Below are 13,377 nucleotides of genomic sequence, written 5' to 3' on the forward strand. Positions count from 1 at the left end.
CAATCCCCGGGTCTGTCGAATGGGTTATGATGCCGCCGCAGGCCAGTTCCAGACGGCCATTTTTTCAATGCTCATATCCGCCATCGTGTAGGCGATCCGGCCGACACCGAGCCCGGAGCGACGCGGCCCTGCAATAGGCATCCAGTCGACGCGGAAGGCCGTATGGTCGTTCAACATCACAGCCGATCCCGCCAGAGACTGGATACAATAATTGGCGATTGGCAACCGCTCGGTGAATACAAAGCCTTGATAGGCGTAAGGCAGGGCATTCGCCTGCTCGATAGCCAGATCGATTTCGTCGTAACCATATATGCAGAGTACGGGGGTGGCTGGTGGACTGGCCGAATTCACGTTTCCTTGTCTAGCTGGCGATCGGGCTCTTCATGACCGCAATGGTTGAGATGTTTGCTGCGGGCGCTGCCTGGGGGGTGGACCTACAGCGCAATCATGCCCCTGATGCCCGGGACCAGGATCGGTCTCGTGCCTGTCGTGATGCCGTTCCCACAGGGGCCCTGTGGGCGGCGCGCAGGCTCGGGACCGGATCCCGCTGATCGGGAGCCGGTTACGGGGACCGCTCATCCCCCGGCGCTTGCCACTGGCGGGCCATAGAGAAGGCGGGTTTCCGCGATCTTCGTGATCAGATTATCCGGCTTGGCTTGATAAGTACTCTTGCCACGATAGAATTGATTGGCTCGCTCCGCCCGAAGCACAACTCAGGCTCGCCGGAAATAAGCCGTCTCGGCATTGCCAGTGCGGAATGGTCCAAAGCGAGGTCCGCGTCGAAGCCGCCAAGAGATTTCGAAAGTCTCGGGGCTGTTTCGAAGGAGGAAGACAATTTCCGAGTGGCCTTGTCGATTTCACCTGTATTCGGCTAGTCTGGCTTGAATTTTGTTTTCCGACAAATCCAGGCTGAGGACCACACCCTTGCCCAATGCGCCTCTTATCTGGATTCCTTATTGCGGCATGGGACCGGGGCCGGGCGACTGGCTAAGCCGCTGGAATTTCGACCCGCTTCTCGGGCTTGGATTGCTGGCGGGCTTATTCGCCTGGCGGCAATGGGGCGCGCACCACGAGCGAAGGTCGGCCTTCGCCGCGAGCGCGGTTGCCGCAGGACTGTTTTTCAGCCCGTTCTGCGCCCTTGGATCGGCCTTATTCACGGTGCGGGTCATCCACGACGTCATTCTCGCGGCAATGCTCGCGCCCTTGATCATGCGCGCTTTTGCATTACAACGCCGGCACATTCCAGGATCCGTCACGCTTTGGACAGCTGCCCACGCGGCCATCTTTCTTGGTTGGCACGCGCCGACGCTGTACGAAGCTGCGATGAATTCCAGCCCGGTGTTCTGGGTCATGCAGTTCACGATCACGGGAAGCGCGGCGGTCTGGTGGAGCAGAGTTCTGCGAGCGCCGCCTACGAAAGCGGTGGGAGCGCTGCTTGCGGCGATGCTGGCGATGGGGCTCTTGGGAGCGATCCTGACCTTCGCCCTGGTTCCGCTTTACGCGCCGCATTTTTTGACGACCGCTGCCTGGGGACTGACTCCGCTCGAAGACCAGCAACTGGCCGGGGTCATCATGTGGGCACCCGCCTCGCTCATCTACCTGATCGCGGCACTCGGCATTCTCTTCCGATCGTTGTGGCCCGAGCCGGTCAGATGATCGGGCAGCTCCGCACCTGGGCCGAGCGTTATCGCGGGCGCGGCAAATTCACCCCGGTGGGAGTGACGTTTCACTGGGTGATGGCCGGGGTAGTACTGTACCAGCTGATTTCCGGTTGGGCGATGCAGCGCTATCTCGCGGGGCCAGACAAGCTTGAGGCGTACCGTCTACATTCGGAGATCGGCCTCACATTACTTTTCTTCGGGGCGCTGCGACTGCTCTGGCGGTTGATGGTGCCGGGTCCGATCAACGATGCCGACGACGCCGGATGGCGATCGAAGGTCGCTTACGCCACGGAAGGCGTATTCTATGCCCTGTTCGTGATCCTTCCCCTCTCGGGCTGGACGCTGTGGTCGGCGATCCAGCCCGCCCGCCCTCTGTCGCTTCTAGGACTCGTACCGGTTCCGCCCATGCCCTTTCAGGACTTTTCACCGGAACTGCAGTACCGGGTTCTCGATATCGCAGAAGATGTGCACGTCGGCGCGGTTATCTTGCTGGCTCTTTTGGTGCCTCTGCATACGTTCGCGGCGCTGAAGCACCATTTCTGGGATCGCGATGACGTTCTCGAGGGCATGTTACCGGAGGTGCCGGATACAAACTGGCACCCGGGAGGGCCGAACTATAGCCGGCCAGGCGCGCCCTCTCTTCCTCCGTCAAAAGCTGGCTGAGTTGCAGCATTGTCAGGTTGCCATACCGCTTTCCGGTCGCCCAGGCGTCCAGCTGCGCTCGGAGGTAGGGGGCGGGCTGGGCCGCAAGGGCAGGATTGCCTGCGCCCGCACCAGCACCATCATCACCATGGCAGCTCGCGCACGAAGCAATGCCGCGTGTCGGATCGCCAAGCTCGTACAGGGCTTGGGCCGCGCAATCGCCGGGGTTGGGAGCGCTGCCCGCTCCTGTGGGTATCGGAAGGTTCGCATAATAGGAGGCAAGCTTTTGCCGCGCCGGCCAGTCGAGGCGGCGTGCAATCCACGCCATCTGGGCGTGTCGCCGCTGACCTCGCGCGAAGGAGTCCAGCTCACGCACGAAATAGCCCTGATCGAGGCCAGCCAGGCGTGGCGCACGATTGCCGTCTCCTTCGCCTCGAAGACCGTGGCACGAAATGCACGCGCCGCGGGGTCCCGCATCGCCGCCACTCAGCGCAATGAGTTTGCCGGTTTGCTCGAAGCGATCCAGTCCAGGCTCAATTGGGCCACAGCCGGTCAGAACCGCAAGCGCCGCAACCATGATAGCAGGACGAATGGCCATCATCCTCCTTTTCGCACTACACGTGAGGCCAATTACAGCCTCCGAGCGATGGGGGGCGCCGGAACGAGGCCGGGGGGGCGAGCGATCGGAGTGGTCATGGCGCTGACGCTATGCGCGCTGCTAGCCGCTTGCAAGCAGCCACCGGACTCTCGCTACGCACCGGACCCGGCGGCCGCACAGCGCGGCCTTGTGGCAATGAAGCAGGTGGGGTGCGCATCGTGTCACGAGATACCGGGCATTGGCTGGCCCACCGGGCGCACCGGGCCATCGTTGTCTGGTTTCGACGATTTCGGTTTGATTGCGGGCTCCGTGCCGAACACCCCCGGGAACCTCTCCGCCTTCGTGCGCAATGCGCCACGGGTAAAGCCGGGTTCGACCATGCCGGCTATGCCCTTGAGCGAAAAGGAGGCTCGCGACGTGGCGGCGTACCTCTATGGTCTCGACGATGAGTGAAGGAAGTGATGTCTTCGATGCCTGGTGGGGCTGGCCGCCGCCGGTCCTCGACCCTGCCGGTCCCTATGGCGACAGCGTGGTGATTCTTGCCTGGGTGCTGATTGGCATGGGGGTGCTCGTCACCGCCATAGTCGTTGCGGCACTCTATATCGCGATCAAGGGGCCAGAGACGCTCAAAGCGGCGCTTGGCGGCGAGCGCGCGGTTTGGATAGGCGGTATTGCTTTCCCGGGCGTCGTGCTGACCGCGCTACTCATCTGGGGTTTGACTTTGACCGCCTCGCTGACCGACGACGTCACCGGCGATGAAATGCGCGTCCGCGTAACCGGCTACATGTGGTGGTTCGACGTCGAATATCTCGATCGCGCCGGGAACGTGACCATGCGCGATGCGAACGAATTGCACCTGCCCGTCGGCGAACCAGTTGTCCTAGAACTGACCAGCGGAGACGTGATCCACAGTTTCTGGGTGCCCAACCTGTCGGGCAAACGGGACATGATCCCCGGACGCACCAACCTGCTGCGCATCCAGGCGGACCAGGCAGGCCGCTACGGCGGGGTGTGCGCCGAGTACTGCGGCGGCCAGCATGCGCTGATGGGTTTCGTTACCGTAGCCCACGAACGAGCCGAATGGGACCGCTGGCGGCGACTACGCGCGGCGCCCACGCCGCGCGCCATCGACCAAGACGTGCCGGGTGAGATGCCGGCCTTGGCGCGCGATGAGCGCACGGACCCGAGCGGGCCGGTGTCGGGGAGACAAGTGTTCATGCAAAGCGGGTGCGCCGCTTGCCACCGCGTGGCCGGCACCGAGGCCAACGGCCTTGCCGGTCCCGACCTCACGCATGTGGGAAGCCGCCTATCGCTGGGCGCGGGCATCCTGCCCAACAATCGCGGGACGATGATGGGGTGGATCGGCGACAGCCAGGCGATCAAGCCGGGTAACCGCATGCCCAGCTACGACATGCTGTCGGCCCAGGAGCTCGAAGCGGTGGCGATCTGGCTTGAGCAGCAGAAATGAGCGGCAAGCCGCTGCAGGAGACACGCAGCGCCATGGAAGGGCGCAGGTCCGAGACCGGTTTCGACCACGATCTCTACCGGCGTTTCCCTACCCATCGCCCTCGTCCCGACGGCGAGGTCGAGGAACTCGAGCGCATCTGGGCCAATCCGAAGGGTTGGGGCCTGCTGACGGTCGTCAACAACAACTACATCGGCTTTTTCTACGTCGCCACCGCATTCCTCTTTTTCCTGCTCGCCGGCGTGCTGGCGCTTGGTATGCGCGTGCAACTGGCCGCGCCGATGCAGGATTTCCTGCCGCCGGAAACGTACAACCAGTTCTTCACCATGCACGGCACGGTGATGATGTTCCTGTTCGCGGTGCCCATGGTGGAGGCGATCGGGATCATGCTGCTGCCGCAGATGCTGGCCGCGCGCGACCTGCCATTCCCCCGCCTGTCGGCTTATGCTTTCTGGGCTTATTTCGTGGGCGGCCTGTGCTTCTTCGCCAGCCTGTTCGTGGGCTTGGCGCCCGACGGCGGTTGGTTCATGTATCCGCCGTTGACCAGTATCGCCTATTCGCCGGGGATCAACACCGATTTCTGGCTGCTCGGGATTGGCTTCATCGAGATTAGCGCGATTGCGGGAGCGATCGAGATCATAGTCGGCGTCCTGCGTACCCGCGCCCCGGGCATGACGCTCGACCGCATGCCAATGTTCGCCTGGGCCATGCTGGTGTTCGCGGTGATGATCGTCATCGCCTTCCCCAGCGTCATCCTCGGCACGCTGTTGCTCGAGCTGGAGCGCGCATTCAATTGGCCGTTCTTCGATCCGACGCGCGGTGGCGATCCGCTACTGTGGCAACACCTGTTCTGGTTCTTCGGCCATCCGGAGGTGTATATCATCTTCCTGCCCGCCGCGGGGCTGATGAGCATGATGGTCGCGACCGTGGCGCGGACAGAGCTGGTCGGCTACCGGCTCAATGTGCTCGCCCTGGTGGCGACCGGTTTCATCAGTTTTGGTGTTTGGGCCCACCACATGTTCGCCACCGGCATGCCGCGTGTCTCCACCGGCTATTTCAGCGCGGCGAGCATGGCGGTCAGTCTGCCGGCCGGCATCCAGGTGTTCTGCTGGATCGCGACTCTGGCTTCGGGAAAAATTCGCTGGACGACCCCGGCGCTGTTCGTCGTCGGCAGCATCGTCGTCTTTGTCATGGGCGGGCTCACCGGAGTGATGGTGGGCATGGTCCCGTTCGACTGGCAGGCGCACGACACCTATTTCATCGTCGCGCATCTGCATTACGTACTGCTGGGCGGGATGGTTTTTCCCATGTTCGCGGCGTTCTATTACTGGAACGGGATGACTTCGAAGAACCCACTGTCCGAGCGGCTCGGCAGATGGGTGTTCTGGCTGATGTTCACAGGTCTCCACATCACCTTCCTGCCGATGCATCTGACGGGCTTCATGGGCATGCCGCGCCGGGTCTATACCTACCTGCCCGATCGCGGACTCGACCTCCTCAACCTGGTGTCGACCATGGGAGCATTTACCATCGCCGCGGGTGTGGGTCTTTTTCTGATCGATCTGGCACGCAATTTCCGTTTCACCACCGATGCCGACGCGGGCAATGTCTATGGCGGCGGCACGCTCGAATGGCTGCCCACCGGCATGTATTCGACGCGCTCCATCCCGCTGGTGCGCAGCCGCGAGCCGCTGTGGGACGATCCCGCCATCTGCGCGGACGTTGAGGAAGGCCGCTATTTCCTCCCCAACAGCGTCACGGGCTTGCGCGAGACGATCATCACCTCGCCGATCAACGCCGAGCCGCAATATCTCCAGCTTATGCCCGGGCCGTCGCCTTATCCGGTGGGAGCAGCGGTGTTCACCGCTTCCTTTTTCCTGTCGTTGACCATCCAGGCCTATGCATTCGCAGCCTTCAGCGGCATCGTCGCGGTCGCTTGCGTTCTGCGCTGGCTCTGGGAGACTGATCGTCCGATTCAACAGGACACCGCCGATATCGGCGCGGGCATTGCCGTTCCGATTGCCATTACCGGGCCTTCGAGCCATGGCTGGTGGGCGCTGAACACGCTGATGGTGGTGATGGGCATGATCGCGTTCATGGGCCTGTTCAGCTATCTTTATCTTTTCGGCATTCATCCGGAAGTCTGGAGAGCCGCGCCCGCGGGGGCGGAGACGGGCGGAATAGCCGCGCTGCTGGCCGCGGGTTTGGGCTTGGCGCGGCTGTCTCGCCGCACTCTCGCGTCAAAGCCGGCGGGACAGTTTCCGGGCCAAGGGCCCTGGCTCCTGGCGGCCGCGAGCGCCTTGCTTCTTGCCGGCGCGATTTGGTGGGATTGGATGGGATGGACGGCCAGTGGGCTTGGTCCCACGGTCAGCGGCCAAGGCGCGACGATTTTCGCGTTACTCGCGTATCAGGGCTGTACCGCCGCGATCGGCATGCTCATGGCGCTCTACCTCGGCTATCGGAGCGGGAAAGGTCTTCTCGTCGCACCCGACAGCGTCACTCTCGATGTGGTCGTGCGTTTTCTCCAATATGCCGCGCTTCAGGGTCTCGTCCTCGCGCTCCCGGTTCGCCTTTTCCCCGGAGCCTGATGCCATGTCGACCGACTATCGCAACCGCACCGACTGGCTCACGCCGCTGCTCGCGCTTTCGGTTTGGGCCGCGCATTTTTCGCTCCTCTGGGCGGCGAGCAGCATCTTTCCCGGGCAACTCACGGCGCGCTGGATCGCCGCCGCGCTCACGGCGATTGCCGGAGGTATTATCTATCTACTTTGGAGACAGGCCCAAAGTCGCGCGTTGACCTCGGCGCCGGGATTGGGACTGGCGATCGCGACGCTGGGCATTGCCTTCGATTTCGCACCAGCGCTTCTCGCGTGACGTGGCAAAGCGAGGATCGAGTTGCCACGCGCCGGCAATTGCGTTCGGTTTGCCCGTCAGGTGGGCATCGCCTCTTCCAGCATCAGCAACAAGAGAAAGCCGACGAAGAACATCGATGTGACCAAGGGGCCTTCGGGTCCCTCGTGCGCTTCCACCAGCAGTTCCTCGGTAACCAGATAGAGCAGCGCAATGAGTCCGAAGGCGAACAGGCCCGTCAGAACGGATGTGGGCAGGCCAGCGGCGGCGATCCCGGCGAGGGTCCCCAGCGGCAGAAGCAGTCCGACGGCGGCCACTGTCAGCAGCAGTTTGCCGGTGCGCCAGCCCCGCGCGGCAAGGCCGAGAGCAAGCGCGACACCGATGAACAGGACCTCGAGGGATAACGCAATTGTGAGCAGCAGACCAGTTTGCAGCGCGGCAGTAAAGCCGATTCCCAGCACCAGTCCGTCAATGAAGAGATCGACCCCGATGAGCGTCGTCAGCGCCAGCGGCCCCTCGAACTTTTCGCCGATGCGCTTGATCGCCAGCATGAGCACGACGCCGAGCGCTCCGCCGACCAGAACTGCGACGGGCGAGCCGGTATGCTTGAGGTCCGGGAGAATTTCGCCCGCCGCCGCCGCAAAGACGACCCCCGCCGCCAGGTGTTGAACGCCTGCGGTAAAGGCAGGACCGGGCCGGCGCCAACTCGCGTAGGCGGCCCCCGCAATCACGGCGACGAGCGGCATAAGGGTGTAGAGGAGCGCCTGCATTCGCTAAGACCCGTTTTTCCAGGCTGTGCCGCCTGACAAGCCACCGCCGCGCTTGCCCTCGCACGAAATCTTCAGGCGCGGACCGCCCGTCTGTTCGTTTCGCTTGTGCGACGATTGCACAGCCATGGGAAGAGCGCGCCTCCGCCGTCCGCCTCCACTTCGCCCCATTCCCCGGCTAAAGCAAATCATGCCTGGTGGGACCAATTCAGAACGGCCATCTTGCGGACCGTCATATCCGCCATCGTATAGCCTATCCCGCCGGTCCCCAGCCCCGATTGCTTCAGCCCCGCAAATGGCATCCAGTCCACCCGGAAAGCCGTGTGATCGTTCACCAAGACCGTCGATCCTGCCAACATCTCGATACAGCGCTTTGCCACCGACATCCGATTGGTGAAAACGGCGGCCTGAAACGCGTATGGGATACCATTCGCCTGCGCGATCGCGTCATCCAGGTCGTTGTAACCGTACAGACAGATCACGGGACCGAATATCTCCTGACGTGATACCTTGGCTTCCGAAGGAGGATTTACGATCACGGTCGGTTCAAACATCGTGTCGCCGAGGCGGCGGCCACCCGCCGAAAGCGTCCCACCACCTTTTACCGCTTCCGCGACCCAGCTTTCGACACGGTCAACTTCGGCCGGCCGGATGAGCGGGCCGCATTCAGTGCGAAGGTCCGCGGGATCGCTCCCGATCAAGCTGGCAACGCGCCGTCCAAGCTGGTCCTCGAAGTCCGCGAGTTCGTCGGTGGGCACGAACACGCGCTGAACCGATACGCAGACTTGTCCCGAATGGTAGAATCCGCCTTTGAGCAACGAAGCGATCACGGATTTGCATTCGACGTCACGGTCCACGATGACGGGTGCCGCTCCGCCATGTTCCAGGGCTACACGCGTTCCGGGGGCAAGTTTCGAGCGAAGCGTCCAGCCGACGTTCGCTGACCCGATAAAGGAAACGAATGCCATCCGTCGATCGGTCACCATCTTCTCGGCAGTCTGGTTCGCACAGGGAGCAAACCGGCACCAGGCCTCGGGCAAACCCGCTTCATGAAGAATGTTCACGAAGCTTCGGCATGACAAGGGCGTTTCCAACGCGGGCTTGATGAGGACAGGACAGCCTGCCGCGACCGCGGGTCCCACCTGATGGACGATCAGGTTGAGAGGGTGATTGAAAGCGGAGATTGCAACGACAGGAGCGATCGGCTCGCAGAACGTGTACGCCGTCCTTCCCGCACCGGCCTGAGTAAGATCCATGGGGATCTCGCGGCCACCATTATCGAACAGCGCCTGAACGCACAGTTCGAGGCTGTTGATCGCGCGCTCGGTTTCCACACGGGCATCGACCAGGGGCTTGCCGCCCTCCCTGACGATTTGGAGAGCCAGTTCTTCGGCTCGTTCGCGCATAATATCCGCCGCCCGCCGAAGAATGGCGATCCGCTCATGCACGGCAATCCAGCCATGACGGTTGCGGTGGAGCAACTGCGCTTTATTCAGCCATTCATCGATTTGAGGCCAGTCGACAAGCGCTACTTCTGCAATCGGCGAGCGGTCGAACGGATTGTGAACGATTGTCTTCATAGCTCGCACACCTTCGCGCCAAGTTCGTCGATCAGCACCTTCTTGTTTTCGGAATAGTCGATTGGCAAGTCGACAAGGTGCACGCCGCCAGCCTCGAATGCGGCGTTCAGGACCGAAACCAGATCCGCGCTTCGCTCGACATGGTGGCCGGTCGCTCCATAGCTTTGTGCGTAGGTGACAAAGTCAGGATTGGAAAAGGTCAGGCCATAGTCGGGAAAGCCGAGTTGGTCCTGCTTCCACCGGATCATGCCGTATGCCGCATCGTTCAGGACGAGCACGACGAGGTTCAGGCCCAGCCTGACGGCCGTTTCCAGCTCCTGCGAGTTCATCATGAACCCGCCATCCCCGCACACCGCGAGAACTCTTCGCCCGGGCGACAGCATCGCCGCCATCATGGCGGATGGAAGGCCTGCGCCCATCGTCGCCAATGCATTGTCGAGAAGGATGGTGCCCGGTTCATTCGCGATGTAGTTTCGAGCAAACCAGATCTTGTAGATGCCGTTGTCGAGCGCAACGATATCATCGCGCGCCATCACGCTGCGTACGTCGGCAACCACGCGTTGGGGGACCATCGGAAAACGTTCGTCGTCGCTGGTCTCGGAGATGTGCGAAGCAATTTCGTGATGCAGGGCAGTGTAATAGCTGCGATCACACAGCAGCTTGCCATCTAGGCGATTTCCTAATCGCTCGATCGATCCGGCGATGTCGCCGATGACCTCCAACTGCGGGAAGTAGACCTGATCGACTTCCGCCGCCTTGTAATTGATATGAATGACGGTGTGACCGTCCGGCTCCATGAAGAAGGGCGGCTTTTCGACCACGTCGTGACCGACATTGACGATGAGATCGGCCTTTTCGATCGCGCAGTGGACGTAATCGCCCGACGATAGAGCCGCGGTGCCTAGATAGAGGTCGCTATCTTCATCGACGACGCCTTTACCCATCTGAGTGTCGAAGAAGGGAAAGCCGGTTTCTGCCACAAATCGCCGCAGCGCCTTCGAAGCGCATCGGCGGTTAGCGCCCGCGCCTATCAATAGCAGAGGCCGTTCGGCGGCTAGGATGCGCTTTGCCGCTTCATCAAGCACTTCGTCTCCGGCGACAGCATAACGCCGATCGTGGGGTGGTATAATCGGTTCGATCGTATCTTCCTCAGCAATGTCCTCGGGCAACTCCAGCAGAACGGCGCCAGGTCGCTCCTCTTGGGCCAGGCGAAACCCCTCGCGGACCAGCGAAGGAATACGGTTCCCGTTCACGATCTTCGTCGATGCCTTGCACAGAGGGCTGAACAGCGAAACCACATCCACGATCTGGAATTGTGCCTGCTTCGACGTCTTGATTGGTTTCTGCCCGGTGATGATGATGAGGGGGAAAGCCCCGAGCGCCGCATAAGCGGCAGGTGTGGTAAGGTTTGTCGCACCAGGCCCGAGGGTCGCGAGGCAAACGCCCGCCTTGCCGGTTAGCCGCCCATATGTCGCAGCCATGAAGCCCGCACCTTGTTCGTGGCGGGTGACCACCAGTTGAATCGAGGATGTACGGAGGGATTCCAGCAAATCGAGATTCTCCTCGCCCGGAACGGCGAAAATGTACTCGACCCCCTCGGCCTCGAGCGCAGCGACGAAGAGGTCAGAGGCTTTCATGGGTTATCTTCCTCGCTGAATAGGCGATCTGGCGGGACGCCACGCCCGAAAGACCGCGGACGAACGGTCGAAAGGACGCTGATCCCGACCGCGGGACGAGGGTGACTATTGCTCCGACCTTGCCCGTCAGGGGAATGACCCTGACGGCCATGAACGAACGACGATGGAGTTTGGCCATCAGATGGTTTTCATACGAAAAAAGGTGACAACTTCGGCGGTCACCGATGGAGACGGATGACCCAAAGAGTTGGAGGCTTCAGGCGACAAAACAGCCTCCAGTCCCTCGGCGAGCAGGATCAAGCCAGCAAGGCTGGCGATCAGGACTGCAAGACCACGCCCAACCCTGGGGGCGGCGGCGGATTTCGTTGGGACTACAAGACCGAAAGCACCGACCAGGAGAAACCCCGCCTCGAAGGCGAACAACGCCGGCACCACCTCGGTGGGGAGCAATTCGAGCAAGGAATATGTTCCGAGCGCGCCGCCTAGAAACAGAATTGAAGCAACCGCGAAGTTGAGATCAAGCTTCCCCCTGGCGCCGATTCGGGTTGCGGAAGTGTCTGGAAGCCCTAGCCATAAAACTGCCCACGCCATGGCAAGGCCGATTGCAATTTTTAGTTCGACGTCGCGCGACGCGAGGGCGGCGGTTCCAAAAATGATACCACCGGCGAGTGCCAGCGCTGCGGTTCGAAAGTTCTTGCGCCAGCCATATTGCCGATCCGTAGGCCCCTCGTTCGGCATACGGTTCCGAGTGAGCCATTTTGATGGATCCAAACCAAGACACGCGGCGAAGCTCAGTCCTCCCGCCACCATGGCCAGAGTTTCCGGCGGTCCGAGGGCCTTCTCGCTGGCGAGTTCGAAAAGAAGAATAAGAGCGAGACCCAGGGCAAACCCTGCCGACAGAAAGGCGGCCAGATCCCCGGCAGGCTGCGACAACCGAAGGCCGCGGACGCACAGAACGGTCGCCCCTGCAATCACTGCCATGAGGATGGCTACGGTCAGGACGTGCGAAAGTCCTTCGGAAGCGATAATCAGATCGACCAAGGTCATGCAAGGAGCGCCGTTTCGCAGCGACGCCGCGCCGTAGCTTCATGTCGGCAAGTCGCAACGGCCCGGATACACTTGGGATGGCTTAACGTCGCGACGGGCCTGGGTGAAAACCTCCCAATCACCGCCCATCGCTCTGGTGGGTCGTTCCTTTCTCGTCATGCTTGTCGGAATGCGCATCCCGGAGGATATCGATCCCACCGTATAACGCGATGCCGGCGACCGCGACGCCCACCAAGAGATCGGGCCAGTTCGCGCCCGTGATCATCACAATGATACCGGCAATGATAATGCCGCCGTTGGAGATGAAATCGTTGAAGCTGAATGTGGTCGCGGCGCGCAGGTTGACATCCTTGTCCTGCATTTTCTGCAGCAGGCGGAGGCAATAGAGGTTCACGATCCCTGCTATAGCCGCCATCGCGATCATCAGGATGCCGCCGGGATCGGATCCCTCCAGGTAACGCCGGACAGCGTCGGCAACGACGCCGCCGGCGAATATCAGGAGCATGATACCCGAAAAACGCGCGGCGCCGCGCTTCCAGCTTCCCGACCGCGACAACGCAAGGAGGCTGAGGCCGTAGACGATGGCATCCGAAGAATTATCGAGACCATTGGCGAGTAGTGCGTTCGAGTCCGCAAAATAGCCGCCAACGAAGAATCCAACCGCGATCGCGACGTTGAGCCACAGCACGATCCACAATGTCCGGCGCTTATCCGCCGAAGCCAGGTCGAATTCTGATTTACCGGTCATCGTGCTGCCCCTGTTAGCTCCGTAGCCAAACCTTGGCGCTTGTTCGCTCCTCGCGTTCGAAAAAGCGCATCTCTGCAGAAGGGAATAGGGGATTCGACAGCTTGGTTCCCCACTCCTCCCATCTCTTGTCGCCGACGACCGCGATCCGCCCAAAGCTGTCCTTATGTTTCACGTCGAACTTCAGATCGCGCCACAGCCCGCCCAGATCCCAACCGGCAAAGTCGTCATCCAATTCTATCAGCATCGGAAGGCGCCCCGCCTCGCGCGCGGCTGCTTCTTCGAACGCGGGCACGAAGCGATCGTAATCCGCCAGGGTGAGTTTGCCGCCCGCTCTGATGACAAGGATGCGGTCTTCTTCGGTTAGTTCCAACATATTCAAACC

The 13,377-nt window shown here is 61.6% G+C and carries 13 protein-coding genes and 1 pseudogene; 6 read left to right on the forward strand and 8 right to left on the reverse strand.

Features of this window, described 5'->3' with window-relative positions; translation table 11 throughout:
- Window positions 1–24 precede the first annotated feature (24 nt).
- Window positions 25–351: an aldehyde dehydrogenase family protein gene (locus AC13F2_RS02215; protein WP_482964162.1), complete on the reverse strand. Its 327-nt coding sequence runs from the start codon at window positions 349–351 to the stop codon at window positions 25–27.
- 573 nt (window positions 352–924) lie between these two features.
- Between AC13F2_RS02215 and AC13F2_RS02220 the strand changes: the two genes are divergently transcribed.
- Together AC13F2_RS02220 and AC13F2_RS02225 are read left to right on the forward strand one after the other, a co-directional pair.
- On the forward strand, window positions 925–1,656 hold the full coding sequence (locus AC13F2_RS02220) for a cytochrome c oxidase assembly protein (protein WP_251566641.1): 732 nt from the start codon (window positions 925–927) through the stop codon (window positions 1,654–1,656).
- Window positions 1,653–2,324, forward strand: coding sequence for a cytochrome b (locus AC13F2_RS02225; RefSeq protein WP_215227137.1), 672 nt, complete (start codon window positions 1,653–1,655; stop codon window positions 2,322–2,324). Before AC13F2_RS02220 ends, AC13F2_RS02225 begins: the two co-directional genes overlap by 4 nt.
- A gap of 13 nt (window positions 2,325–2,337) precedes the next feature.
- Here AC13F2_RS02225 and AC13F2_RS02230 read toward each other — a convergent pair.
- Window positions 2,338–2,631: pseudogene (locus AC13F2_RS02230) on the reverse strand (c-type cytochrome); the annotation flags it as partial.
- Between AC13F2_RS02230 and AC13F2_RS02235 the strand changes: the two are divergent.
- Genes AC13F2_RS02235 through AC13F2_RS02250 form a run of 4 tightly spaced genes read left to right on the forward strand, consistent with a single transcriptional unit; the run spans window position 2,590 to window position 7,240 of the window.
- A complete protein-coding gene (locus AC13F2_RS02235) occupies window positions 2,590–3,354 on the forward strand; it encodes a c-type cytochrome (protein WP_482964163.1) in 765 nt (254 codons plus the stop codon). The pseudogene AC13F2_RS02230 and the gene AC13F2_RS02235 overlap by 42 nt on opposite strands.
- On the forward strand, window positions 3,347–4,369 hold the full coding sequence (locus tag AC13F2_RS02240) for a cytochrome c oxidase subunit II (protein WP_215227135.1): 1,023 nt from the start codon (window positions 3,347–3,349) through the stop codon (window positions 4,367–4,369). The genes AC13F2_RS02235 and AC13F2_RS02240 overlap by 8 nt, the downstream gene beginning before the upstream one ends.
- On the forward strand, window positions 4,366–6,954 hold the full coding sequence (locus AC13F2_RS02245; RefSeq protein WP_251566637.1) for a cbb3-type cytochrome c oxidase subunit I: 2,589 nt from the start codon (window positions 4,366–4,368) through the stop codon (window positions 6,952–6,954). The genes AC13F2_RS02240 and AC13F2_RS02245 overlap by 4 nt, the downstream gene beginning before the upstream one ends.
- Before the next feature lie 4 nt (window positions 6,955–6,958).
- Window positions 6,959–7,240 (forward strand): hypothetical protein, encoded by a 282-nt coding sequence (locus AC13F2_RS02250; protein ID WP_215227134.1) that lies wholly within the window; start codon window positions 6,959–6,961, stop codon window positions 7,238–7,240.
- A gap of 56 nt (window positions 7,241–7,296) precedes the next feature.
- On the opposite strand, the gene AC13F2_RS02255 is transcribed toward AC13F2_RS02250, so the two are convergent.
- The 6 genes from AC13F2_RS02255 to AC13F2_RS02280 form a co-directional block, all read right to left on the reverse strand.
- Window positions 7,297–7,986, reverse strand: a complete 690-nt coding sequence (locus tag AC13F2_RS02255) for a ZIP family metal transporter (protein ID WP_215227133.1) — start codon at window positions 7,984–7,986, stop codon at window positions 7,297–7,299.
- A gap of 185 nt (window positions 7,987–8,171) precedes the next feature.
- Window positions 8,172–9,563 (reverse strand): aldehyde dehydrogenase family protein, encoded by a 1,392-nt coding sequence (locus AC13F2_RS02260; protein ID WP_482964164.1) that lies wholly within the window; start codon window positions 9,561–9,563, stop codon window positions 8,172–8,174.
- Entirely contained in the window at window positions 9,560–11,200 is a 1,641-nt protein-coding gene (locus AC13F2_RS02265; RefSeq protein WP_482964165.1) for an acetolactate synthase large subunit, read from the reverse strand. The genes AC13F2_RS02260 and AC13F2_RS02265 overlap by 4 nt, the downstream gene beginning before the upstream one ends.
- Before the next feature lie 177 nt (window positions 11,201–11,377).
- Window positions 11,378–12,133 carry a hypothetical protein gene (locus AC13F2_RS02270; RefSeq protein WP_482964166.1) on the reverse strand — a complete coding sequence of 252 codons (756 nt, stop codon included), beginning with the start codon at window positions 12,131–12,133 and terminating at the stop codon, window positions 11,378–11,380.
- Between the two features lie 232 nt (window positions 12,134–12,365).
- Window positions 12,366–12,995: a cation diffusion facilitator family transporter gene (locus AC13F2_RS02275; protein WP_215227130.1), complete on the reverse strand. Its 630-nt coding sequence runs from the start codon at window positions 12,993–12,995 to the stop codon at window positions 12,366–12,368.
- 13 nt (window positions 12,996–13,008) lie between these two features.
- Window positions 13,009–13,368 (reverse strand): SpoIIAA family protein, encoded by a 360-nt coding sequence (locus AC13F2_RS02280; RefSeq protein WP_215229723.1) that lies wholly within the window; start codon window positions 13,366–13,368, stop codon window positions 13,009–13,011.
- Window positions 13,369–13,377 lie beyond the last annotated feature (9 nt).

It is taken from the genome of Qipengyuania sp. L-5Y (assembly GCF_056859455.1).

Bases quoted from the DNA above. Each gene is read 5' to 3' on its own strand.
- AC13F2_RS02225 (WP_215227137.1), top strand. From the start codon at position 1,653: ATGATCGGGCAGCTCCGCACCTGGGCCGAGCGTTATCGCGGGCGCGGC.
- AC13F2_RS02250 (WP_215227134.1), top strand. From the start codon at position 6,959: ATGTCGACCGACTATCGCAACCGCACCGACTGGCTCACGCCGCTGCTC.
- AC13F2_RS02245 (WP_251566637.1), top strand. From the start codon at position 4,366: ATGAGCGGCAAGCCGCTGCAGGAGACACGCAGCGCCATGGAAGGGCGC.
- AC13F2_RS02280 (WP_215229723.1), bottom strand. From the start codon at position 13,368: ATGTTGGAACTAACCGAAGAAGACCGCATCCTTGTCATCAGAGCGGGC.
- AC13F2_RS02240 (WP_215227135.1), top strand. From the start codon at position 3,347: ATGAGTGAAGGAAGTGATGTCTTCGATGCCTGGTGGGGCTGGCCGCCG.
- AC13F2_RS02260 (WP_482964164.1), bottom strand. From the start codon at position 9,563: ATGAAGACAATCGTTCACAATCCGTTCGACCGCTCGCCGATTGCAGAA.
- AC13F2_RS02275 (WP_215227130.1), bottom strand. From the start codon at position 12,995: ATGACCGGTAAATCAGAATTCGACCTGGCTTCGGCGGATAAGCGCCGG.
- AC13F2_RS02265 (WP_482964165.1), bottom strand. From the start codon at position 11,200: ATGAAAGCCTCTGACCTCTTCGTCGCTGCGCTCGAGGCCGAGGGGGTC.
- AC13F2_RS02255 (WP_215227133.1), bottom strand. From the start codon at position 7,986: ATGCAGGCGCTCCTCTACACCCTTATGCCGCTCGTCGCCGTGATTGCG.